The sequence below is a fragment of the Acidovorax sp. SUPP3434 genome (assembly GCF_030159015.1).
Taxonomy (GTDB): Bacteria; Pseudomonadota; Gammaproteobacteria; order Burkholderiales; family Burkholderiaceae_C; genus Paracidovorax.
Map to the genome: position 1 here is coordinate 1 of NZ_BQXL01000005.1, position 20864 is coordinate 20864.

17 protein-coding genes and 1 pseudogene are annotated in these 20864 nt (G+C 70.2%); 8 read left to right on the forward strand and 10 right to left on the reverse strand.

Annotated elements, in window-relative coordinates; translation table 11 throughout:
* Positions 1–150 precede the first annotated feature (150 nt).
* Positions 151–1464 carry a tetratricopeptide repeat protein gene (locus tag AVKW3434_RS10390; RefSeq protein ID WP_284405784.1) on the reverse strand — a complete coding sequence of 438 codons (1314 nt, stop codon included), beginning with the start codon at positions 1462–1464 and terminating at the stop codon, positions 151–153.
* Positions 1465–1679: 215 nt separating this feature from the next.
* On the reverse strand, positions 1680–2987 hold the full coding sequence (locus AVKW3434_RS10395; protein WP_284405785.1) for a glycoside hydrolase family 18 protein: 1308 nt from the start codon (positions 2985–2987) through the stop codon (positions 1680–1682).
* 178 nt (positions 2988–3165) lie between these two features.
* Between AVKW3434_RS10395 and AVKW3434_RS10400 the strand changes: the two genes are divergently transcribed.
* Positions 3166–4293 carry an esterase-like activity of phytase family protein gene (locus AVKW3434_RS10400; protein ID WP_284405786.1) on the forward strand — a complete coding sequence of 376 codons (1128 nt, stop codon included), beginning with the start codon at positions 3166–3168 and terminating at the stop codon, positions 4291–4293.
* A 23-nt stretch (positions 4294–4316) separates the two neighbouring features.
* On the opposite strand, the gene AVKW3434_RS10405 is transcribed toward AVKW3434_RS10400, so the two are convergent.
* From AVKW3434_RS10405 to AVKW3434_RS10415, 3 genes are all read right to left on the reverse strand, one after another.
* Positions 4317–5432, reverse strand: coding sequence for an acyl-CoA dehydrogenase family protein (locus AVKW3434_RS10405; RefSeq protein WP_284405787.1), 1116 nt, complete (start codon positions 5430–5432; stop codon positions 4317–4319).
* A gap of 47 nt (positions 5433–5479) precedes the next feature.
* Positions 5480–6685, reverse strand: coding sequence for an acyl-CoA dehydrogenase family protein (locus AVKW3434_RS10410; protein WP_284405788.1), 1206 nt, complete (start codon positions 6683–6685; stop codon positions 5480–5482).
* A 63-nt stretch (positions 6686–6748) separates the two neighbouring features.
* Positions 6749–7462 (reverse strand): YceH family protein, encoded by a 714-nt coding sequence (locus AVKW3434_RS10415; RefSeq protein ID WP_284405789.1) that lies wholly within the window; start codon positions 7460–7462, stop codon positions 6749–6751.
* 21 nt (positions 7463–7483) lie between these two features.
* On the opposite strand from AVKW3434_RS10415, the gene purN reads away from it, so the two are divergent.
* The gene (gene purN, locus AVKW3434_RS10420; RefSeq protein WP_284405790.1) at positions 7484–8068 is read left to right on the forward strand and encodes a phosphoribosylglycinamide formyltransferase; all 585 of its coding nucleotides are present in this window, start codon (positions 7484–7486) and stop codon (positions 8066–8068) included.
* Between the two features lie 27 nt (positions 8069–8095).
* Here the strand turns inward: purN and AVKW3434_RS10425 are convergent, their stop codons facing one another.
* Positions 8096–9160 (reverse strand): sensor domain-containing diguanylate cyclase, encoded by a 1065-nt coding sequence (locus tag AVKW3434_RS10425; RefSeq protein WP_284405791.1) that lies wholly within the window; start codon positions 9158–9160, stop codon positions 8096–8098.
* A 314-nt stretch (positions 9161–9474) separates the two neighbouring features.
* Positions 9475–10542 carry a XopAW family type III secretion system calcium-binding effector gene (gene xopAW / locus AVKW3434_RS10430; RefSeq protein WP_284405792.1) on the reverse strand — a complete coding sequence of 356 codons (1068 nt, stop codon included), beginning with the start codon at positions 10540–10542 and terminating at the stop codon, positions 9475–9477.
* Positions 10543–10798: 256 nt separating this feature from the next.
* Between xopAW and AVKW3434_RS10435 the strand changes: the two genes are divergently transcribed.
* Together AVKW3434_RS10435 and AVKW3434_RS10440 are read left to right on the forward strand one after the other, a co-directional pair.
* Positions 10799–11527 carry a response regulator gene (locus tag AVKW3434_RS10435; RefSeq protein WP_284395201.1) on the forward strand — a complete coding sequence of 243 codons (729 nt, stop codon included), beginning with the start codon at positions 10799–10801 and terminating at the stop codon, positions 11525–11527.
* Positions 11524–12681, forward strand: a complete 1158-nt coding sequence (locus tag AVKW3434_RS10440) for an ATP-binding protein (protein ID WP_284405793.1) — start codon at positions 11524–11526, stop codon at positions 12679–12681. The genes AVKW3434_RS10435 and AVKW3434_RS10440 overlap by 4 nt, the downstream gene beginning before the upstream one ends.
* A 107-nt stretch (positions 12682–12788) precedes the next feature.
* Here AVKW3434_RS10440 and AVKW3434_RS10445 read toward each other — a convergent pair whose 3' ends face one another.
* On the reverse strand, positions 12789–13478 hold the full coding sequence (locus AVKW3434_RS10445; protein ID WP_284405794.1) for a hypothetical protein: 690 nt from the start codon (positions 13476–13478) through the stop codon (positions 12789–12791).
* A 192-nt stretch (positions 13479–13670) separates the two neighbouring features.
* Positions 13671–13937 (reverse strand): DUF1653 domain-containing protein, encoded by a 267-nt coding sequence (locus tag AVKW3434_RS10450; RefSeq protein ID WP_284405795.1) that lies wholly within the window; start codon positions 13935–13937, stop codon positions 13671–13673.
* A 38-nt stretch (positions 13938–13975) separates the two neighbouring features.
* Between AVKW3434_RS10450 and AVKW3434_RS10455 the strand changes: the two are divergent.
* From AVKW3434_RS10455 to AVKW3434_RS10465, 3 genes and pseudogenes are all read left to right on the forward strand, one after another.
* Positions 13976–15832 (forward strand): annotated as a pseudogene (locus tag AVKW3434_RS10455) (M48 family metallopeptidase).
* 52 nt (positions 15833–15884) lie between these two features.
* Positions 15885–17207: an RsmB/NOP family class I SAM-dependent RNA methyltransferase gene (locus tag AVKW3434_RS10460; protein WP_284405796.1), complete on the forward strand. Its 1323-nt coding sequence runs from the start codon at positions 15885–15887 to the stop codon at positions 17205–17207.
* A 137-nt stretch (positions 17208–17344) separates the two neighbouring features.
* Positions 17345–18559, forward strand: coding sequence for a DesA family fatty acid desaturase (locus AVKW3434_RS10465; protein WP_284405797.1), 1215 nt, complete (start codon positions 17345–17347; stop codon positions 18557–18559).
* 64 nt (positions 18560–18623) lie between these two features.
* Here the strand turns inward: AVKW3434_RS10465 and AVKW3434_RS10470 are convergent, their stop codons facing one another.
* Positions 18624–19040: a hypothetical protein gene (locus tag AVKW3434_RS10470; protein ID WP_284405798.1), complete on the reverse strand. Its 417-nt coding sequence runs from the start codon at positions 19038–19040 to the stop codon at positions 18624–18626.
* 224 nt (positions 19041–19264) lie between these two features.
* Between AVKW3434_RS10470 and AVKW3434_RS10475 the strand changes: the two genes are divergently transcribed.
* Positions 19265–20770 carry an aminotransferase-like domain-containing protein gene (locus tag AVKW3434_RS10475; protein ID WP_284405799.1) on the forward strand — a complete coding sequence of 502 codons (1506 nt, stop codon included), beginning with the start codon at positions 19265–19267 and terminating at the stop codon, positions 20768–20770.
* The last annotated feature ends 94 nt before the right edge of the window (positions 20771–20864 follow it).

The following is a 20864-nucleotide window of genomic DNA, read 5'->3' on the forward strand; positions in this document are numbered from 1 at the left end:
ACGAGCAGCGGCCCCACCTGTCCCTAGAATACAAAACGCCCGATGCGGTGCACCGGGCGTCTCTTGCAAGCCAATTACGGCTAGGGTTCAGTCCCGCATAGGTGTCAACCTATTCCAGGACGGGTCAGGGGCGCCGTGGGCGCCCCGCCGTCAGACCGCCTTGCGCGCCGTGACGATGAAGCCCTGCACGGGCGCGTTGTTCTCGTAGCGCAGCACGGTGTCTTCCACTTCCACGGTCTCGAAGCCCGCCGCCTTGCACAGCGCCACCACATGGCTGCGCTTGTGGGCGTAGCGGCCGCTGGGCTGCAGCACCATGTCCGGGCCCGCTTCGTCCGAAGTCTCGCACGAGAAGATCAGCTCGCCCTGGGGCACCAGGATGCGCAGGGCGTTGGGAACGGTCTCGGTCAGGTCGCCCGTGTAGATGAACACGTCCAGCGCGGCCAGCACGTCGTAGATGGCGTCGGGCGTTTCCTGCAGGGCGTCGAGCAGGTTGACGTGGTGGAAGCGGTCGTACACGTTGTGGCGGCCGGCCTGCTCGATCATCTTCATCGAGATGTCCACGCCGATCAGAAAGCCGTCCAGCCGGCCCAGGCACACGCCGAGCAGGCCCGTGCCGCAGCCCAGGTCCAGCAGGTTGAGCTTCTTGTCCGGAAAGCGTTCGAGGATCTTGTCCGCCACGCGCTTGGGCAGCTGGTAGCGCAGGCCGCGCACCATGTGCTGGTCGTACATCTCGGCCAGGCTGTCGAATAGGCCGCGGTTCAGTTCCGGCGGCTGGTGCTTCGGCGTCACGCCATGGGCCAGCGCGGCGTAGTAGGCATAGACCGAGTCGCCAGGGGCCAGTTCCAGCAGCGTGGTGGTGTCGGCGACGGCACGGGCGGGCGTGCCCGCGGCGAGGTGCGCCTTCACGCGGCCGAGCAGCGATTCGGTGTCGGCCGGGTTCTCGGCGATCAGGCCGCTCCACAGCTCGACGGATTCGGCGTGCGCGCCCTGGCCGCTCAGGTCGCGCGCCAGCTGGCGGCGCAGCTGCGCATCGCCCGGCACGAGTTCCAGCCCGCGGCGCAGGTGGCGCACGGACATGTCCAGGTGGCCCGCGCGGTGCGCGACGTCGATCACGCCGGCCAGCACCACCAAGTTGTTGGGCTCGATCAGGGCGACCTTCTCCGCGGTGCTCACCGCTTCGTCGAACTGGTTCTGGCGCGCCAGCAGCAGGGCCAGTTCCAGCAGGCCAGGGCCCCAATCCGGCGAGATCGCCACGGCATGGCGCAGCGCCTCGAACGCCTTGGGCAGGTTGCCGGCCTTCTCCGCCATCAGGCCCGCCAGCATGAACACGCGCGGATCGTTGGGGGACTGCTGCTGGGCCTTGTTCAGCGTCAGCGCGGCTTTCTGGAGTTCGCCCTGGGCGATCTGCGTCCTGGCGGTTTCAAGGTGTTGGCGGTTGGGGTCTGCGAGGGGTGTTGCGCTCATGTCGGGAGGGGCAAATAGGGGGAGGCGCGCATGCTCGGCGCCTTCAGGATGGGTGGACGATTATCCCGGATTCGCTGCGGGCCCTGTTCGTGCATTGGCCGCGCTGCGACGAGGGCGTTGCACCATGCCTGCGCGGGGCCGGCCCGGGCCTGAAAAAAGGCCGCTGCGACCCAACGGGCGGCAGCGGCCTTCCACCTTTGGCGATCCGCGATCGTTCAGCGCGAGAGTTCGTCGCCCACGGCGCGCACCAGCTCGCCGCCGTCGCCCGACAGCTCCCAGAACATCATGCCGCGCAGGCGGGCCAGCTTCACGAAACGCGCTTTCTCGCGCAGGGTCTGCGCATCGTCGAAGGTCCAGAACGTGGTGCCGTCGAACAGCCAGGCCGAGCGCGCATGGGCATCCCAGTAGCGGGTGAAGCCCGGCTTGGCCTGGAGGGTCTGGTAGTCCTCGATGCCCGCCTCGTACGTGCCGGCGGGAATGCCCGTGGCCGGCTGGTACAGGCCGCGCTGGGCGTTGGTCACGCCCGTCCAGCCGCGCGAATACAGCGGCGCTCCGACGACGATCTTGTGCGCAGGCACGCCCGCCTGCAGGTATCGGCCCACGGTCTCGACCACCGAGAGTTTCTGCGTACGGGCCGGGTCGTTCGGGTTCGGCGCGAGCGCGGCTTGGTGGTTGGTGGTGCTTTCCCAGGCGCCGTGCAGGTCATACGCCATCACGTTGATGAAGTCGAGCGACCGGGCCACCTCGGCCAGTTCGATCTTGGCCGCGGTCTGCGGACCGGCCGGCGCGGCGATGGTCAGGCGCAACTGCGGATCGATCGCATCGAGCTGGCGGCGAAATTCCTGCAGCAGCAGCGTGAAGTTGCGGGTGTCTTCGGGCCGCACGGTGTTGCCCTCGGCGCCTTCCGCGGCCGGGTATTCCCAGTCGATGTCGATACCGTCGAACACGCCGGCGGCCGGCCCGTTGCCCGTGGTGCTGCCGTCGGTCCGGCCCTTGATGAACAGGTCGATGCAGGAGGTGACCAGCGCGCTGCGGGATTCGGCGGTGAGCGCGGCGTCGGAGAACCATTTCGACCCGTTCCAGCCACCCAGCGCGATCAGGACCTTGGTGCCGGGGTAGGCCCGCTTGAGTGCGAGCAACTGCTGGAAGTTGCCGCGCAGCGGCTGGCTGGCATCGACCCCCTGGCCGTCTACGCTCTCTTCGGCGGCCCAGGCGCGCTCCACGTCGGCGTAGGCATCGCCCAACTGGCAGACCACCGGGCCGGTGCCGCCGGCCTGCGCGGGCTGCACGTTGCCGAACGCGTAGTTGATGGTGGTCACCGCCGGAACGCCGCCCTGGGCAACCAGGTCCTTGACCTTGAAGTTGCGCGCGTAGATGCCCCACGAGGTGAAGTAGCCGACGACTTCGCGCGGTGGGGCGCCGCTGCCCCCGCCAGGGCCGTGGCCCGGTCCGTGGCTCCAGGCGCTGGTGGCCACGAGGGCCATCAGGGGGATGGCGGCAATCTGTCGGATCAAGGTGCGCATGGCGGGAAAACCTCCGGAACTGTTGTTGGGGCGGCCACTATAGCGAAATTCCACCTTTTGGAATGTGTGAAATTTCCCTGCAAAATGCCGGGCCGCGAGCGCCATCAACTTGTCATGCGGGCCCGCTAAGGTCCGGCGCTGTCCATCCCTGCCATCCACCTTGTCCGAAGAGCCGTCCATGTTCAGACCCCTTGCCTGCGCTGCCATCCTTTCCGTGTGCCTTGCCGCCTGTGGGGGCAGCGACGGCGGTGCCCGCGACATCAGCGTGCGCCTGATCGGCGAGCAGACCGTGCCTAACACGCTGCAGGTGGGCGGCACACTGGTGGGAGGGCTCTCGGGCATCGACTACGACGCCGCGCGCGACACCTGGGTGCTGGTCAGCGACGACCGCTCGGACAAGAACCCCGCGCGCTTCTATACCGCGCGCCTGCAGTTCGACCCATCCACATTCGCACCCGTGCAGTTCCTGGGCACCATGCCCTTGCGCCAGGCGGACGGCAGCGTGTACCCCGCGCGCACGGCCTCCACGGCGGCCAGCCCCGTGCCCGATCCGGAGGCGATCCGCATCGATCCGCGCGACGGCAGCCTGTGGTGGACCAGCGAGGGCGATCGCAGCCTGGGCCTGGACCCGTTCGTGATGCATGCCGATGCCAGCGGCCGGGCCCTGGGCGCGCTGCCCTGGCCTGCGGCTTACCGCATGTCGCCCACGCAGGCGACCGGCGCGCGCAACAACCTCACGCTGGAGGGACTCAGCTTCTCGGCCGACGGCGCATCGCTGTGGGCCGCCATGGAGGCCCCGCTCTATCAGGACGGCCCGGTGCCCACGCCCACGGCGGGCGCGTATTCGCGCATGCTGCAGTACAACCGCAGCGGTGCGCTGCTGCGCCAGGTGGCCTATCCGGTCGATCCCATCCAGGCGGTTCCGGGCACGGGCAAGAACGCGGACAACGGCGTGTCGGAAATGCTGGCGGTGGACGACCACCGCTTCCTGGTGCTGGAGCGCTCGGGCGTGCAGGGCAGCGACGACCTGTACCGCATGTACATCCGCCTGTACGAGATCGACACCCGGGATGCGACCGACGTGAGCGGCATCGCCTCGCTGGCCTCGGGCGGCTTTACCGCAGTGCGCAAGCGCCTGGTGCTCAACCTGAACACGCTGGGCCTGCGCACGCTGGACAACATCGAGGGCATGGCCTGGGGCCCGCGTCTGGCCAACGGCCACCGCAGCCTGGTGATGGTGTCCGACAACAACTTCAACGACACGCAGATCAGCCAGTTCCTCGCGTTCGAGGTGCTGTCCGAATAGCCGGCCGCGCCAGGCCCGCCCCGTCAGGCGAAGACGCCGGCCGTGTCCTGCATGCGCGCCGATACCTCACCCAGGTGGTGCAGCGTGTCGCCGTACGTCATCTCCAACTGGGTGAGCGTCTTGAAGTAGTGGCTGCCGATGTATTCGTCGGTCACGCCGATGCCGCCGTGCAGCTGCACCGACTGCTGGCCCACGAAGCGCATCGACTGGCCCAACTGCACCTTGGCGCGGGCGATGGCGCGGCGGCGCTCGTCCGCCGGTGCGTTGAGCTTGAGGCTGGCGTAGTAGCTCATCGAGCGCGCCAGCTCCAACTGCATCTTCATGTCGGCCACGCGGTGGCGCAGGGCCTGGAAGCTCGCGATCACCACGCCGAACTGCTTGCGCTGGTTCATGTAGTCCACGGTGAGCGACACGGCCTGGTCCATCACGCCCACGGCCTCGGCGCATACGCCGGCAATGCCGGTGTCCACCGCCAGGGCCAGCGCGTCCAGCCCGTCGGTGGTGACGAGCGTGGCGGGTGCGTCGGCCAACTGCACTTCGGCGGCGCGGCTGCCGTCCTGCGTGACATACCCGCGCGTGGTGACACCCGGCGCGCTGCGTTCGACCAGGAAGAGGGCGATCGCGCCATCCAGTTGGGCAGGCACCAGGAAGGCATCCGCGTGGTCGCCGGCCGGTACTATGCTTTTGATAGCTGTCACCGCATGTCCTGATTGCGCTGGGGCCGCTTTTGCCTCGCACACATCGAGGCGGTAGCGGGCCTTGCGCTCCTGCTGCGCCAGCACCACCAGGGCCTCGCCGCTGGCGATGCGCGGCAGCCAGTCGGCCTGCACGGTTTCGGGCGCGTACTGGCCCAGCACGCTGCTGGCGATGAAGGCCTGGGCGAGCGGCTCCAGCACGATGCCCCGGCCCAGTTCCTCCAGGGCCACCATGGCGTCCACCGGGCCCTGGCCCAGGCCGCCGTGCGCCTCCGGCACGGTCAGGGCCGTGAGGCCCAGCTCGGCCAGTTCGTTGTAGGCCGCGCGGTCGAAGCCGCCGGCCGCGACGATGCCGCGGCGGCGCTCGAAGGTGTAGCCCTTGTCCACCCAGCGGCGCACCGCGTCGCGCAGCGATTGCTGGTCGTCCGAGAAATCAAAGTCCATTTTTTCACTCCTGGCGAAGTTCTCGCCCTGGCGGGAGGGGGTGGGGTTCAGCCCAGAACGGTCTGGGCGACGATGTTGCGCTGCACCTCGTTGGAGCCGCCGTAGATGGTGGTCTTGCGCAGGTTGAAGTAGTTCGCGGCCAGCGGGGCGTTGGCCACCTCGCCGCCCGGGAAGCCGCCCAGCGCGCCGGCGCCCGCATCGCCCTGCCAGCCGGCCTCCATCGCCTCTTCGATGAAGGGCAGGCTGAAGGGGCCGGCGGCCAGCATCATCAGTTCGGCGTAGCGCTGCTGGATCTCGCTGCCGCGGATCTTGAGCAGGCCCGCGATGTCCAGCGAGTTCTTGCCTGATTTTTCGGCCGACAGCACCCGCAGCACCAGCATTTCCAGTGCGACGATGTCCACCTCCAGCAGGGCGATCTGGTCGCGAAAGCGCAGGTCGTCGTACAGCCCCTCGGCGCGGGCGATGCGCTTCAAGCGCTCCAGCTCGCGCTTGCTGCGGTTCACGTCGGCGATGTTGGTGCGCTCGTGGCTCAGCAGGTGCTTGGCGTAGGTCCAGCCCTTGTTCTCTTCGCCGATCAGGTTCTCGGCGGGCACCTTCACGTTGTCGAAGAAGACCTCGTTGACCTCGCACTCGCCGTCCAGCAATCGGATGGGACGCACGGTGACGCCGGGCGACTTCATGTCGAGCAGCAGGAACGAGATGCCGGTCTGCGGCTTGCCTTCCGTGCTGGTGCGCACGAGGTTGAACATCCAGTCGCCGTATTGGCCCAGCGTGGTCCAGGTCTTCTGGCCGTTGACCACGTAGTGGTCGCCCACGCGCTCGGCGCGCGTCTTGACGGAGGCCAGGTCGGAGCCCGCGCCGGGCTCGCTGTAGCCCTGGCTCCACCAAACCTCGCCGCTGGCGATGCCGGGCAAGAAGCGCTTTTGCTGTTCGGCATTGCCGAAGGCCATGATGACGGGCGCCACCATCACCGGGCCGAAGGGGATGATGCGCGGCGCGCCGGCCAGGGCGCATTCCTCTTCGAACAGGTGCTTTTGCACGGCGGTCCAGCCCGGGCCGCCGAACTCCTTCGGCCAGCCGAAGCCCAGCCAGCCCTTCTTGCCCAGGATCTTGGCCCAGCCCTGCATGTCGCCCCGCGTCAGGCGCAGGGCGTTGTGCACCTTGTGGGAAATCTCCGGGGGGAGATGCTCTTTGACCCAGGCGCGAATCGTTTCGCGGAAGGCCTGTTCTTCGGGGGTGAATGCGAGATCCATGCGGTGTGTCTCCTCGGGCTGCCGGTTCGAGCCGATCCGCCGGTTGTAGCACGGTCGTGCTTTTTAATCCTGTCCGGGCGGCGACACGGGCGCAGCGCCTTCCGGCTCCGCTGCCTCCAGCCCCAGTTCCTGGCAAAGGCGCTGCACCGTGGCGCGCAACTGGGCCACTTCGGCCTCCAGGGCGGCCACGCGCGTGGCCAGTCCCTGGGCGGCGGGGGCCTCGGAGGCCGAGGCACCGGCGGCGTACTGGCTCGCATCGACCGGGCCGCACAGCAGGTGGGCCCAGCGCTGCTCGCGGGCGCCGGGCGCGCGCGGCAGCTGCACCACCAGCGGGCCGCCTTTTTCTTCGCTGCGCGACTGCAGCTCGTCCAGGAAGGCCTCCACCGAGGAGATGTCGGCGAACCGGTGCCAGCGTTCGGAGTTGATGCGCAGCTCGCCCGCGGTCTGCGGCCCGCGCAGCATCAGGAGGGCCAGCAGCACCGCCGACTGGTCGGGCACGCCGATGCCGCGCGGGAAGTTGTGCTCGAACTTGGTCGCCCGGTTGCCGCCGATCTCGACCGCCAGCGTGCGCAGGCGCAGCGAATCGAGCGCCTCCTGGGCTTGGGGCTCGGTCAGCTGCATCACCGGGTCGCGGCTGCTCTTTTGGTTGCAGCCGGTCAGCACGCCGTTGAGCGTGAGGGGGTAGCTGTCGGGCACGGTGCGGGCCTTTTCCATCAGCGTGGCGAGCACGCGGGCCTCGGTGGGCGACAGGGGGCGGGTGCGGGGATCGAAGGGCATGGCGGGGGATAATTTCCGGCAATGAAGAACATCGTGATTTTGATCTCCGGCAGCGGCTCCAACATGGCAGCCATCGTGAATGCTTCGCGCCAGCAGGATTGGGCCGGCCGCCACGGCGCCCGGGTGGTGGCCGTGCTGAGCAACAAGGCCGACGCCGCGGGCCTGGCCTGGGCCCGGGCCGAAGGGATCGCCACGGATTCGCTGGACCACCGGGCGTTCGATTCGCGCGAGGCCTTCGATGCGGCGCTGGCCGAGCGCATCGACTCCCATGCGCCGGCGCTGGTGGTGCTGGCGGGGTTCATGCGCATCCTGACGCCCGGGTTCGTGGCGCGCTACGCCGGGCGGCTGGTCAACATCCATCCCTCGCTGCTGCCCGCCTTTCCGGGGCTGCACACGCACCAGCGCGCCATCGATGCAGGCTGCGAGGTGGCCGGCGCCACCGTGCACGAGGTGACGGCCGAACTCGATTGCGGCCCCATCCTGGCCCAGGGCGTGGTGCCGGTGCTGCCCGGCGACACCGCGCCGGTGCTGGCCGCGCGCGTGCTGGCGCAGGAACACGCCATCTACCCCCGCGCCGTGCTCAAACTGCTGCACCGGCTGGGCTGATCCGGACCGCCGGGCAGCGGCCCCCGCTCAGGACCAGCCGTCGAACACGCAGACCCGGTTGCGCCCCGAATCCTTGGCCACGTAGAGCGCCCGGTCGGCCCGCGCCAGCAGTGCGTGGGGATCGCTCACCTCTTCGAACCCCGCCGTGGCCACCCCGAAGCTGGCGGTGACCGGCCGGTGCGGCCAGGTGCTGGCATTCAATGCCGCATGCAGCTTCTCGGCCACGAGGCGGGCGCCGGTGGCGTGCGTCTGGGGCAGCACCACGCAGAATTCCTCGCCGCCGAAGCGGGCCACGAAATCGCCCGCCCGCACGTGGCTGCGGACCACCTCTGCCGCATGCCGCAGGATGGCGTCCCCGGCCGGGTGGCCCAGGTCGTCGTTGACGCGCTTGAAATGGTCCAGGTCCACCATCACCAGGCTGAGCGGCTGTCCGGCCCGCTTGCCTTCGTCCCAGCTGGTGCGCAGCTGGCGGTCCAGGCAGCGCCGGTTCCACAGCCCAGTGAGCCCGTCGGTCATGCTCTCCAGTTCGAGGCCGGCCATGGCCTGGCGCAGCTCCAGCTGGGTCACCACCTGGCGGGCCAGTGATTCGAGCGCGCGGCGCTCGGCGTCCGTCAGGGTGCGGGGCTCGCGGTCGATCACGCAGACGGTGCCGATGGGCATGCCGTCCGAGGTCACGAGCGGCGCGCCGGCATAAAAGCGGATGCCCGGCTCGCCGGTGACCAGCGGGTTGCCGGAAAAACGCGGGTCCAGGTGCGCATCGGGCACCTCGAAGACGTAGTCGGGCTGCAGGATGGCATGGGCGCAGAAGGCCAGCTCCCGCGGCGTCTCGGGCGTGTCGATGCCGGTGCGCGACTTGAACCACTGCCGCTCCGCATCGATGAGCGAAATCAGCGCGATCGGCGTCTGGCACACCGCCGACGCCAGCATGGTGAGGTCGTCGAATGCCTGCTCGGGGTTGGTGTCGAGCACCCGCAGCTTGTCCAGGGCCTCCAGGCGCTGGGCCTCGTTGAAGGGCAGGGGGGCGCCCTGGGCCGGGTCGGGGGCCGGGGGCGTGGCGTCGGCGGGAGCGTCGGGTTTCTGGGTGGGGGACATCAATGGCTTCACTGAAGGAACGACAGTGAGTGTGTACGCAGCATCCGGCCATTCCGTTGTATCCATTTGATACGGCCAGGGTCTTTTCCTGGGTCACCGAACGGCAGCAGCGCGGGTGTGTCGATGCTTTTGCTATAAAAAATATAGCGATATGCCATAGAAGATATTGTGCTGGGGCCGTTTTTGGCTCAAAGGCCAGCGGCGCAGGGCGCCGGTCCACGCAGCTCGTCCACTGACGGGCTGTGCAGCACTGCGTGGACCGGCAAAACCAGGGGCCGGGCGCCCGGTGCCTGCGGGCGCGGCCGGCTGCCCTCTCAGGCCAGGGCGCTCAAGGTGCTGGCGTTGCTGCTGGTGGTCCACGCGCTGGCGGCCGCCGCATATTGCCGGCGTGCCTGTTCGGCCAGCTGGGTCAGGTCCAGCCGCTGGCCGCTGCGGGAGGCGCTGGCGGCGCCGTCGTCCTGGCCGGTACTGCTGCTGCTGCTGCTGCTGGCCGTGTTGGTGGCATTGGCCGTCGCCCACTGCGTCAACTGGTCGATGAACGATGACGACTCGCTGGCGCTGAGCTGCTGGTCGCCGTCGGTGTCGATGGCATTGAACAGCGCGGTGACCGCATCCGTCGTGCCGCCGGATGTGCTGGTGGTGCTGGCCGCCGCCAGTTCCGAGGCCGACACGACACCGTCTTCGTTCGTGTCCAGCACGTCGTAGGTGGTGCTGCCGGACGATGCGCTCGCGCTGCTGGCGCCCCCCGCTCCGCCGGGCCCGCCCGGACCACCGGGTCCACCCGGAGGTGGGGGCGGCATGCCGCCCGCCTGCGGTCCGCCCGCGCCGCCCTGGCCCGAAGGCCGGCCCGCATCGAACTCCGCCTGCGACAGGCTGCCGTCACCATCCGCATCCAGCTGGCCGAACAGCTCGTCGCTGCTGGTGCCGGTGGCGCTGGCGGTGCCGCCGGAGATTTTTTCCAGGAGGGCTTGCAATTCCGCCTGGCTCACCTTGCCATCGCTGTCGCCGTCCACCTTGCCGAACAGGTCGTCGCCGGCCTGGCCGGTGGCGCCGCTGCCGGCGTCGCTGCGCGACTGGGCGAAGTCCAGGGTGGAGCGCTGCGGCAGCACGCTCTCCAGCGTCTTGGACAGCTCATCGCTGCTCAGGCTGCCGTTGCCGTCGCTGTCGTACTTCTGGATCAGGTCCGAAGCGCTGGTGCTGCTGTCCACACCGCTTTTCTTCGCCACCTTGTCCAGCAGCCCCTGCAGCTCGGTGCCGTCCACGCCGCCGCTGCCATCGGCATCCAATTTTCCGAACAGGCGCTCCGGCGAAGGTCCGGGGCGCGAAGCCCGCTGGACGCTCGCACTGGACCACGCGCTGCCGACACTACTGATGGTCGTCATCATCGTTCCTTTCGTTCCAAGGGTTGGCGGCTGCCGCGCCGTCGTGCGTCCCGGGAGCGGGGCGCGCGCACCGGCAGCAGCCTGCAGCCCATTCTTGGAAGCGCCGGTAACGGCGGTTTGTCCCGTTTGTATCGGGCCTGGTACGAAAGGGTCGGCCAAGGCGCGAACAGCGGGGAAAAAGCCCGCCAGTTCCCGCGCAGCGCCGCGCGGGCGCTGCGTACACTGGGGCGGCAACCCCGCTTTTCCGCCCGCTCCCATGCAACACATCCTGGTGGTCGATGACGACGACGACATCACCGCGCTGCTGACGCAGTACCTCGCCCGCTTCGGCTATGCCACCCATGCGGCGCGCGATGCGCAGACCCTGCGCGAGCGCATGGCCGCGCAGGCCATGGACCTCGTCGTGCTGGACATCATGCTGCCCGGCACCGACGGCATCACCCTGGCGCGCGAGCTGCGCGAGCGCTCGGCCGTGCCCATCATCATGCTCACCGCGCGCGCCAATCCGTACGACTGCGTGCTCGGGCTGGAAATGGGCGCCGACGACTACATGAGCAAGCCCTTCGAGCCGCGCGAGCTGGTCGCGCGCATCCAGAACGTGCTGCGGCGCGCGGCGGGCCGTCCCGCCGCCGCGCCCGCGGTGCCGGACGACGTGGTGCGCTTCGACGGCTGGGCGCTGCACAGCGTGGAGCGCCATCTCGTCTCGCCCTCCGGCGTCACCGTGCCGCTCACCAACGCCGAATACCGCCTGCTGTGCACCTTCCTGCGCATGCCGCGGCGCGTGTGCAGCCGCGACCAGCTCATGGAGCATGCGCGTGGCCGCACCATGGATTCGTTCGAGCGCAGCATCGACCTGCTGGTCTCGCGCCTGCGCCACAAGCTGTCGGACGACCCGCGCGCACCCGCCTTCATCCGCACGGTGCGCGGCGTGGGCTACCTGTTCCACACCCAGACCGTGCAGGGGCTGGCGGGCAGGGCGCAGTGACGCACGCCGCGGCCACGGCGCCGACGGCGCCCGCGCGCACCGGGTGGCGGCGCTGGCTGCCGGACACCCTGTTCGGCCGGCTGGCGCTGCTGCTGTTCGTGGCCGTCACGGCCAGCCACGTGCTGGCCCTCACGCTGATGTTCGAGCTGCGCCCGGCCGGCATGGGCCCGCCACCACCACCGGAGGCCGCCATGGATGGCGATGCCGCGCAGCGCCCGCCACCCGCCCGGCCGCCCGAATCCGGCGGCCCCTCGCGCGAACGCCGCCCCGGCTTCCTGCATGCGGGCCTTGCGCTGGACATCGGGGTGCGGCTGCTGGCCCTCATGCTCGCTGCCTGGTGGGGCGCGCGCTGGCTGTCCCAGCCCATCCACCGGCTGGCCCGCGCCGCGCGCGACCTGGGTGGCGATCTCCACGGCCCGCCACTGCCCGAGGACGGCCCCGCCGAATGCCGCGAGGCCAGCCGCGTCTTCAACCAGATGCAGGCGCGCATCCGTCAGCAATTGGCCGAGCGCGACGGCTTCGTGGCCGCCGTGTCGCACGACCTGCGCACGCCGCTCACCCGGCTGCGGCTGCGCGCCGAAACCCTGCACGACGACGGCGAGCGCGAACGCTTTTGCCGCGACATCGGCGAGATGGACGCCATGATCACCGCCACGCTCGACCACCTGCGCGGCGTGGCCCATGCCGAGCCGGTGGCGCCACTGGACATCGGGGCGCTGCTGCAGAGCCTGGTGGACGACGAGCAGGACTGCGGCCACGCCGTCACGCTGCAGGGCAGCGCGCGGCCGCTGCCGGCGCGGGTGGGCGCGCTGCGCCGCTGCATCGGCAACCTGGTCGGCAACGCCGTGCGCTACGGCGGCGGTGCCGAGATCACGCTGAGCGACGATGGCGCCGCGGTGCGCATCGCCGTGCGCGACCACGGACCCGGCCTGCCCGAGCAGGAGCTGGACCGGGTGATGCAGCCCTTCTACCGCGTGGAAGGCTCGCGCAACCGGCACAGCGGCGGCGTGGGCCTGGGGCTGTCGATCGCGCACGACATCGCGCAGCGCCACGGCGGCAGCCTGCAGCTGTGCAATGCGCCGGGCGGCGGGCTGGTCGCCACCGTCACCCTGCCGCGCGGGGGCGGGGCCGGCCAGGCAATGCGTTTGCTATAAAAAACATAGCTACGGAGGCAATCAATCTCCTGGCGCTGGCACGTCGGCGCATCGAATCGCCCTGGCAGGGGCCCGGCAGGGGATGGCCCGCGTCGCCCGCGCTCCGGCTAAGACCGTTGGAAGAAATGGCGCAGCCGCTGCGCGATTCCCCCGGAGGGGGCATGCGCTGGCGCGGTGGAGGCCGCCGCAGCGGCGCTGGCGGCCGCCGCGGTCGGCAAGCGGGTTTGCGCCTTGGCCTGGGCCTTGGCCCGCGCCTTGTCCTCGGCATCGAACAGATCCTGCAGGGTGACCCTCGTCGCTTGTGCCTCCAGCTCGGGCTCCTCGGCGATGGTGAACAGGGTCCGGCCTTGCAGTCGGGCCATCGCGGCTTGCACCTCGGGGCTCTCGTCGGCCTGGATCTCCTCGGCGTGTGCCGAATCCGGTACGGGCTGCGCTGCGGGCGGCGGCTCCTGCTGGATCTCCGGGTGCGTCCCGGAAGGGGCTTGCGCCGCCGGCGGCTCCGCTGCGGGGCGGGGGAGTGGGGCGGTAAAGGCCGATCCGGCGCTCACGTTCATGTAGCGGATGGCGGAGGCCACGTCGGACGCCCTCTGGCTGGCAGTGCTGTCCAGGGGCTGGCGCGGCCGGGGCGCCGCCTGTGGCCTGGAATGGCGCCCCACCAGGCCGGACAGCAGGCCGCCACCGCCGTGGCTGCTGCTGCTGCTGGCTTTGGGTGCCGTACCCGATGCTTTCCCGGACGAGGTCGACGGGGCCGCGTTCGGGGTGGGACGGGAGTGCGGCAGCAGTTTGGAAAATTTCACGGGCCAGGCCTTCGTTTCAACTGGCACAGGCCAGAGGATGAAACAGGATGGTGTTCCTGGCGCTGTGGAATTTGCTTTGCCGCACGAACACGCCATGGTCCATCCGAAGCTGGCGTATCGCAACGGATTAGAATTAATTTGCTATAAAAATAATAGCTATCAGGGCAATCGGATCTAGGGCATTAGGCACTTCTATGGCTTGGCCTCCGGCGCGGCTTCCGGCGATGCCTGCACCCGCTCGAAGCGCGGCTGCGCCCGCCCGTCGATCACCACGGTTTCCTCGAACATCGCGGCGGGCCGCACCCACAGCCCGCGCTCGCCGTAGAGCGCGCGGTACAGCGTCATGGGCTCCAGTGTCTCGCTGTGGCGCGCGGTGTCGATCACCTCGTACAGAAGGCCCTTGTAGTGGCGATAGAGGCCGGGCGGGGTGGGGCGCAGGGCGGGAAGGTCGTCGGTCATGGATACGATGGCGGATTGGCAAATGGGGGATGCGGGACATGGACCAGGCGGATTTCGTGCACATGGTGCGCATGAGCGAGCACGCGAGCGCTGAAGACTCCAGCGCGTACCGGCGCAGTGTCGCCGCTTTCGCGGCCCTGGGGTACGCCTGGGTGGTGGGTTGCCTGCTGCTGTCGGCGGGGCTGCTGGCCTGGGTGTTGCCCCAGTTGTGGCATGGCCGCTTTCGCGTGGCCTACGTGTGGGTGGTGCTCGGGGCGGGCGGCCTGCTGTGGACCTGCCTGCGCGCGCTCTGGGTGCGCATCGATGCGCCCGATGGCCTGCCCATCACGGCGGCCGATGCGCCCGGCCTGTTCGAGGCGCTGGAGCGCATCCGCACCAAGGTCAAGGGCCCGGCGCTGCACGGCGTGTACCTGGACGGCGACTTCAACGCCAGCATCCGGCAGACGCCGCGCTGGGGCCTGTTCGGCGGCGCGGTCAACCACCTCACCATCGGCCTGCCGCTCGTCATGGCGCTGGACAAGCCGCGCCTGATGGCCGTGCTGGCGCACGAATATGGCCACCTGCGCGGTGGCCACGGCCAATTCACCGCCTGGATCTACCGCACGCGGCTGGGCTGGCTGCGCCTGCACGAGGGCCTGCGCGACGGCAGCGGGCCGGTGGCGGCGGCCACGCAGGCCTTCCTGCGTTGGTACTTCCCGCGCTTCGCCGCGCGGACGTTCGCCCTGGCGCGCCAGGACGAATACGAGGCGGACGGCATCGCCGGCCGGTTGCTGGGCCCCGACGTGGCGGCCGCTGCGCTGGCCGAGATCGAGATCAAGGCCGCCTGGCTGGCGGACGAGTTCTGGCCCGGGCACTGGCGCACGGCAGCCGCCCACCCGCTGCCGGCGGGCCCCTACGGCGCCCTGCGCCGCCTGCTGGCGCTGCCGGTCGAGGCCGGCTTCGCCCAGGAGGCGCTGCGCCAGGCCGTGCGGCGCATCAGCGGCGTGGACGACACCCACCCGGTGCTGCGCGACCGGGTCGAGGCGCTCACCGGTGCGCGGCCTGCCCTGCCCGAGGGGTCGCGCCACGGTGCCCTGTCGCTGCTGGGCCGCGATCCGCAGCGCTGGATCGACCATTTCGACCGCCTGTAGTGCCAGGAAAACGCCACGGGCTGGAAGGAACACCACGCCTGGCTGACCCGGGTGCGCGAACGGGCCGAGGCGCTGAAAGCCAGCGCGGCCCGCAACAACGCCGACGAAACCGTGGAATGGGCCACGCTGCTGCGCCACCTGGACCCCGCCGCCGATGTGCGCCCCCTGTACGAGGCGGCCCTGCAACGCAGCAGCGAGCACGCCGGCGCGCTGCAGGGGCTGGCCCGCTGCCTGCCGCCCCCCGACCGGGAGGCCCGCCTGGCCGTTCTGGCGCGGCTGTGGGATGCGGCGCCGGCCCGGCGCTGGTGGGCGGCCAATGCCGCCGTCGCCGAACTGGAGACGACGCGGCCGGGCCTGGAATACGACGCCGAGGGCCTCAAGCACTGGCGCGAGCGGCTGCGCCAGGCGGGCGAGGCCGAGGAGCGGGCGTGGGAGGAGCTGTCCACCCCGCCGTACTTCAGCCGGGTGGCGCGGCACGATCTCTCGCCGTTCGAACTGAGCGAGGTGCAGTCCGAACTGGCCCGTTGCCGCCCGGTGGCGAAATGCTGGATCGTGTGCAAGGCCCTGCGGGAGTTTCCGCAGCGGCGGGCCTACCTCATCTTCGTGCTCCTGCCGGCCATGGACGATGAGGACCGCTACGGGCTGTGCCGTTGGCTGGAGCGAAACCTCAGCCTGCCCGGGCCGGCGCTCGTGCTGTGGGCGGGGGAGTCGCCCACGCTGCAGGAGATCGAGCGTTCGGCCTTCGCGCCGGTGCTGTCGAGATAGCACCGGCGAGGGCCCCGGCGGGCCGGGGCGGCGCCAGTGGGACAATCGGGCGATGCACCCCAAAGCCCTTCTGGACGCCTGCGCTGAACTCGTCAGGCTGACCTTGACCCTCGAACACCCCGCCGACGCGGTGGTGTCCCGTTTTTTCCGTGACAACCGCTCCCTCGGCCCGCGCGAGCGCGCCACCCTCGCCGAGACCGCCTACACGGTGCTGCGCAAGAAGCTGCTGTTCGAGCAGCTCGCCCGTTCGGGCAGCGGTCCCAAGGAGCGGCGCCTGGCCATCCTCGGCTTCGCGCACAGCCAGGACGAGCAGGCCCGCCGCGCAGGCGCAGGCAATGCCTCCGGTGCGCGCGACTTCCTGCGCGGCGCCCTGAACGATCAGGAAAAGAACTGGCTCGACCAGTGCGATGCCGTGCCGGCGGACGACCTTATGGACCGCCACCGCCACAACCTGCCCGAGTGGCTGGTGGCGCCGCTCAAGAGCCAGCTGGGCGATGGCTTCTGGCCCCTGGTGGACAGCCTCTCGCAAAGCGCGCCGCTCGATCTGCGTGTGAATGCCCTGCAGGAAAAGCGGGCCGATGTGCAAAAGGAACTGGCCAAGGCCGGCATTCCGGCGCAGCCCACCCCTTACTCCCCCTGGGGCCTGCGCGTGGACGGCAAGCCCGCACTCACCAAGCTCGATGCCTTCACGCGCGGCGCGGTCGAGGTGCAGGACGAAGGCTCGCAGTTGCTCGCGCTGCTGCTCGATGCCAAGCGCGGCGAGATGGTGGTCGACTTTTGCGCGGGCGCCGGCGGCAAGACGCTGGCCATCGGCGCGGCCATGCGCAACACCGGGCGCCTCTATGCCTTCGACGTGTCGGCCCACCGGCTCGACGCGCTCAAGCCCCGGTTGGCCCGCAGCGGCCTGTCGAACGTGCACCCCGCCGCCATCGCGCACGAGCGCGACGACCGCATCAAGCGCCTGGCCGGCAAGATCGACCGCGTGCTGGTGGACGCACCGTGCTCCGGCCTGGGCACGCTGCGCCGCAACCCCGACCTGAAGTGGCGCCAGAGCCCCCAGGCGGTGCAGGAACTGGTGGCCAAGCAAACGGCCATCCTCGCCAGCGCAGCGCGCCTGCTCAAGCCGGGTGGCCGGCTGGTGTACGCCACCTGCAGCGTGCTGCCCGAGGAGAACGAGGCCATCGCCGAGGCTTTCGGTGCCGCGCACCCCGACTTCGTGCCGGCCGATGCGGGCGAACTGCTCACCCAGCTCAAGGTCGAGCAGGCCGGCGCGCTGTGCAGCGGAACGGAATCGGGCACTGGTTATCTGCGCCTTTGGCCCCATCTGCACCAGACCGACGGTTTTTTTGCCGCCGTGTGGACGCGCAAGCCCTGAAGACCGCGCCGCGCACCCCCGCAAGACACCGGCGGTGTTGCGGGTATGCGCGGCATCGTGCCTGCATCGCCCCCTAAAATCATTCAGTTGCCCCCAAAGGGGGCGGCATTCACTTTGTTCGCTAGCGAAGGCTCCCTATGCTGTTACCCGACTGGGCTGTTCTGAACGCCGCCATCGACTGGCTGGGCTCCGGCCTGTGGAACCTGTCGTGGTGGCAGGTGGTGCTGTACACGCTGTTCACCACGCACATCACCATCGCGGCGGTGACCATCTTTCTGCACCGCGCGCAGGCCCATCGTTCGGTGGAGCTGGGCGCGGTGCCCTCGCACTTCTTCCGGTTCTGGCTGTGGCTGGGCACCGGCATGGTGACCCGCGAGTGGGTGGCCATCCACCGCAAGCACCACGCCAAGTGCGAGACCGAGGAAGACCCGCACAGCCCGCAGACCCGCGGCCTGGACACCGTGATGTGGCGCGGCGCCGAGCTGTATCGTGCCGAGGCGAACAATGCCGAGACGGTGCGCAAGTTCGGCCACGGCACGCCCGACGACTGGGTGGAGCGCAACGTGTACAGCCGGTTCGCCTGGCAGGGCGTGGGCCTCATGCTCATCATCAACCTGGTGCTGTTCGGCGGCCTGGGCGCCACGGTGTGGGCCGTGCAGATGCTGTGGATTCCCTTCTGGGCGGCCGGTGTGGTCAACGGCATCGGCCACTTCTGGGGCTACCGCAACTTCGAGGCGCAGGACGCCAGCACCAACCTCGTGCCCTGGGGCGTGGTGATCGGCGGCGAAGAGCTGCACAACAACCACCATACCTATCCGACCGCGGCCAAGTTCTCGGTCAAGCCCTATGAATTCGACATCGGCTGGATGTACATCTCCCTGATGCGCGCCGTCGGCTGGGCCACGGTCAAGAAGGTGCCGCCCAAGCTGCGCCTGGGCGCCGTGAAGCCGGTGGCCGACGAGCACACGCTGGAGGCGCTGATCGCCAACCGCTACGAAGTGATGGCCGGCTACGCCCGTGGCGTGCGCCAGGCCTGCCGCGAGGAGCTGGCGGCGCTCAAGGCCCGCAAGGCCGACGTCTCCGTGCTGCGCGCCGCCCGCCGCTGGGCCCACCGCGATGCCGAGAAGGTGCCCGCCCGCGCCAAGCCGCACCTGGCCCAGGCCCGCGCCGCCCATCCGGTGCTCGACAAGATGATGACCATGCGTGAAGAACTGCGCCAGCTGTGGCTCAACACCTCGCAGTCGCGCGAGCAGCTCACGGCCGACCTGCAGGCCTGGTGCCACCGCGCCGAGGAAAGCGGCGTGGCGGCCCTGCGCGAGTTTTCGCTGCGGCTGCGCGCGGCGCAGGTCTGACCCTCACGGATTGCCGGGTCGGCAACGCTTCGGCGTCCCTGGGTCGACCCGTGTCGGTTGCCGCTCAATGCGCTGCGCCGACCTCGCCGGACGCCCGCGCTCCGCTGGCTGCGGCAGCGTGCCACCGGGTCTTCATCCAGCCCCAAGCCTGCGCCAGGGCGCCGGGCTGCGGCACCGCTTCGATCAAGACAGCGCGCACCGGCCGGCGGCCCGGGTTGCCCAGGCGGACCCAGGTGGTGGGCGCACCGCCGCCCTGGGTGAGTGCCTGCCCGGCCACCAGCGTCTGCTGGCCCACATGCAGCACCTGCCCGCAGACCAGCGGGCCGAAGCCCAGGGCGATGTCGCCCTCCAGCGCCCGGAGCGTGCTGGCCGGGGGCAGGCAGGCCAGCACATGCTGCCCCGGCGCGATGTCCAGAACAAGGCGAAGGGCAGGGGTGGCGGCTGTGGTGGCGGTGGCGGTCGGGCGGGGGGCTTGCGTCATGGCGGACTCCTTCGGATGAGGGCTCCAGCGTAAGAAAAGCCGGCCTTCGGGGGCAGGTACAAGCGCCAGCGGCGGCAGGTAGAACAGCCGCGATCGGCAGGGGGCTGTTATGGTTCGCCATGTTCCATCCTGTATCTGTTCCGGCGCACCGTGCCGGGGCATGATGGGATTCCCGCTTGCCGCGCGCGGGGCCTGGCGCGCGGTTCTTCCGATGCCTGCCTGCCATGTCCCGCCCTGCCGATCCCCGAGAGACGACCCCCCTGTACCGCCAGCTGGCGGCCCTGTACGAGCAGGCGATCGCCGCCGGCAGCCTGCGGCCGGGCATGCGCATGCCGTCGGTGCGCGAGCTGTGCCAGCGCCACCAGGTGAGCCTGACGACCGCGCTGCAGGTGCTGCGGCACCTCGAATCCCAGGGCAGTGTGGAGGCCCGCGAGCGCGTGGGCTACTTCGTGCGCGAGCCCGGCGGCATGGCGCTGCCCGGCGCGCGCGAGCCCGAGTTGCTGGAGCCGCTGCCGGACGACCCGAGCGTGTTCGCCGGCATCAACGAGCGCATCTCCATGTTCCTGGAAAAGGCGCGCCGCGCCGGCCGGGTGCCGCTGGACCTGGGCAGCGCCATGCCGGCGCCCAGCCTGTTCGATGCCCGCGCGCTGAACCGGCTGGCGCAAAGCCTGCTGCGCGAGCAGCCCGACATCCTCGTCTACGGGCCGTCGGCGCCCACCACCCACGTGGAGTTCCAGCAGGCGATGGCCCGCCATGCGCTCACGTTCGGGGTGTGCCTGGCGCCTTCCGACATCGGTGCCACCCATGGCAATTCGGAGGCGGTCACGCTGGCGCTGGATGCCATCGCCGAGCCGGGCGACGTGATCGCGGTGGAGTCGCCGACGTTCTTCGGCATCCTGCAGGCCATCCAGGTGCGCGGCCTGAAGGCGCTGGAGATCCCCTGCAGCCCGCACACCGGCATTTCGCTGGAGGCGCTGGAACTGGCGGGGCGCAACGAGCCGCGCTTGAAGGGCGTGGTGGTGGTGCCCCACCTGCAGATGCCCCAGGGCAGCGTGATGCCCGATGCGCACAAGGAGCGCCTGGTGGCGCTGTGCGTGGAATACGGGCTGGCGCTCGTCGAGGACGACATCTACCGCGAGTTCGTCGAGTCGCCCCGCGCACTGCGGCCCGCCAAGGCCTGGGACAAGGTGGGCGATGCTGGCCAGGTGATCTATTGCGCCTCGCTCAGCAAGAGCTTCGCGCCCGGCCTGCGCCAGGGCTGGATGAGCGCCGGGCGCTGGCAGGCCCGGGTGCAGATGCTCAAGTTCGCCCGCACGCGCAACATGCAGACCTGGTCCCAGTTGCTGGCCGCGCGCAGCGTGGACTCGCCGGCCTACGAGCGCCACATGCGCCGCATGCGCACCCAGTTGCGCGTGCAGCGGGAGCATGCGGCGCGCGCGGTGGCACGGTACTTTCCGGTCGGCACTCGGCTGAGTCTGCCGCCGGGCGGCATCAGCCTGTGGCTGGAACTGCCCCCCGACATTTCCACCACGCGCCTGTACGACCAGGCCCTGCAGTGCGGCATCCGCATCGCGCCGGGCCCGATGTTCTCCAACACCGGACGCTACGAGAACTTCCTGCGCCTGAGCTGCGGCATGCCCTTCACGCCCGAGGTGGAGGAGGCCTACCGCACGCTAGGCACGCTCATGGCCCAGCAGCGCGCCGAGCCGGCCCTGCGCCGCGCGGCCTGACGCACCCGCGGCGGAGGAGGGTGCGCCGGGGGGGGGGGCGCGCCGGCAGGCGATCATGCACGGCGCAGGCAGGCAGGCATAAAAAAACCGCCCG

Bases quoted from the DNA above. Each gene is read 5' to 3' on its own strand.
- AVKW3434_RS10415 (WP_284405789.1), bottom strand. From the start codon at position 7,462: ATGCCCTTCGATCCCCGCACCCGCCCCCTGTCGCCCACCGAGGCCCGC.
- AVKW3434_RS10425 (WP_284405791.1), bottom strand. From the start codon at position 9,160: ATGTCCCCCACCCAGAAACCCGACGCTCCCGCCGACGCCACGCCCCCG.
- AVKW3434_RS10400 (WP_284405786.1), top strand. From the start codon at position 3,166: ATGTTCAGACCCCTTGCCTGCGCTGCCATCCTTTCCGTGTGCCTTGCC.
- xopAW (WP_284405792.1), bottom strand. From the start codon at position 10,542: ATGACGACCATCAGTAGTGTCGGCAGCGCGTGGTCCAGTGCGAGCGTC.
- AVKW3434_RS10450 (WP_284405795.1), bottom strand. From the start codon at position 13,937: ATGACCGACGACCTTCCCGCCCTGCGCCCCACCCCGCCCGGCCTCTAT.
- AVKW3434_RS10470 (WP_284405798.1), bottom strand. From the start codon at position 19,040: ATGACGCAAGCCCCCCGCCCGACCGCCACCGCCACCACAGCCGCCACC.
- AVKW3434_RS10460 (WP_284405796.1), top strand. From the start codon at position 15,885: ATGCACCCCAAAGCCCTTCTGGACGCCTGCGCTGAACTCGTCAGGCTG.
- AVKW3434_RS10395 (WP_284405785.1), bottom strand. From the start codon at position 2,987: ATGCGCACCTTGATCCGACAGATTGCCGCCATCCCCCTGATGGCCCTC.
- AVKW3434_RS10435 (WP_284395201.1), top strand. From the start codon at position 10,799: ATGCAACACATCCTGGTGGTCGATGACGACGACGACATCACCGCGCTG.
- AVKW3434_RS10405 (WP_284405787.1), bottom strand. From the start codon at position 5,432: ATGGACTTTGATTTCTCGGACGACCAGCAATCGCTGCGCGACGCGGTG.
- AVKW3434_RS10410 (WP_284405788.1), bottom strand. From the start codon at position 6,685: ATGGATCTCGCATTCACCCCCGAAGAACAGGCCTTCCGCGAAACGATT.
- purN (WP_284405790.1), top strand. From the start codon at position 7,484: ATGAAGAACATCGTGATTTTGATCTCCGGCAGCGGCTCCAACATGGCA.
- AVKW3434_RS10390 (WP_284405784.1), bottom strand. From the start codon at position 1,464: ATGAGCGCAACACCCCTCGCAGACCCCAACCGCCAACACCTTGAAACC.
- AVKW3434_RS10475 (WP_284405799.1), top strand. From the start codon at position 19,265: ATGTCCCGCCCTGCCGATCCCCGAGAGACGACCCCCCTGTACCGCCAG.
- AVKW3434_RS10465 (WP_284405797.1), top strand. From the start codon at position 17,345: ATGCTGTTACCCGACTGGGCTGTTCTGAACGCCGCCATCGACTGGCTG.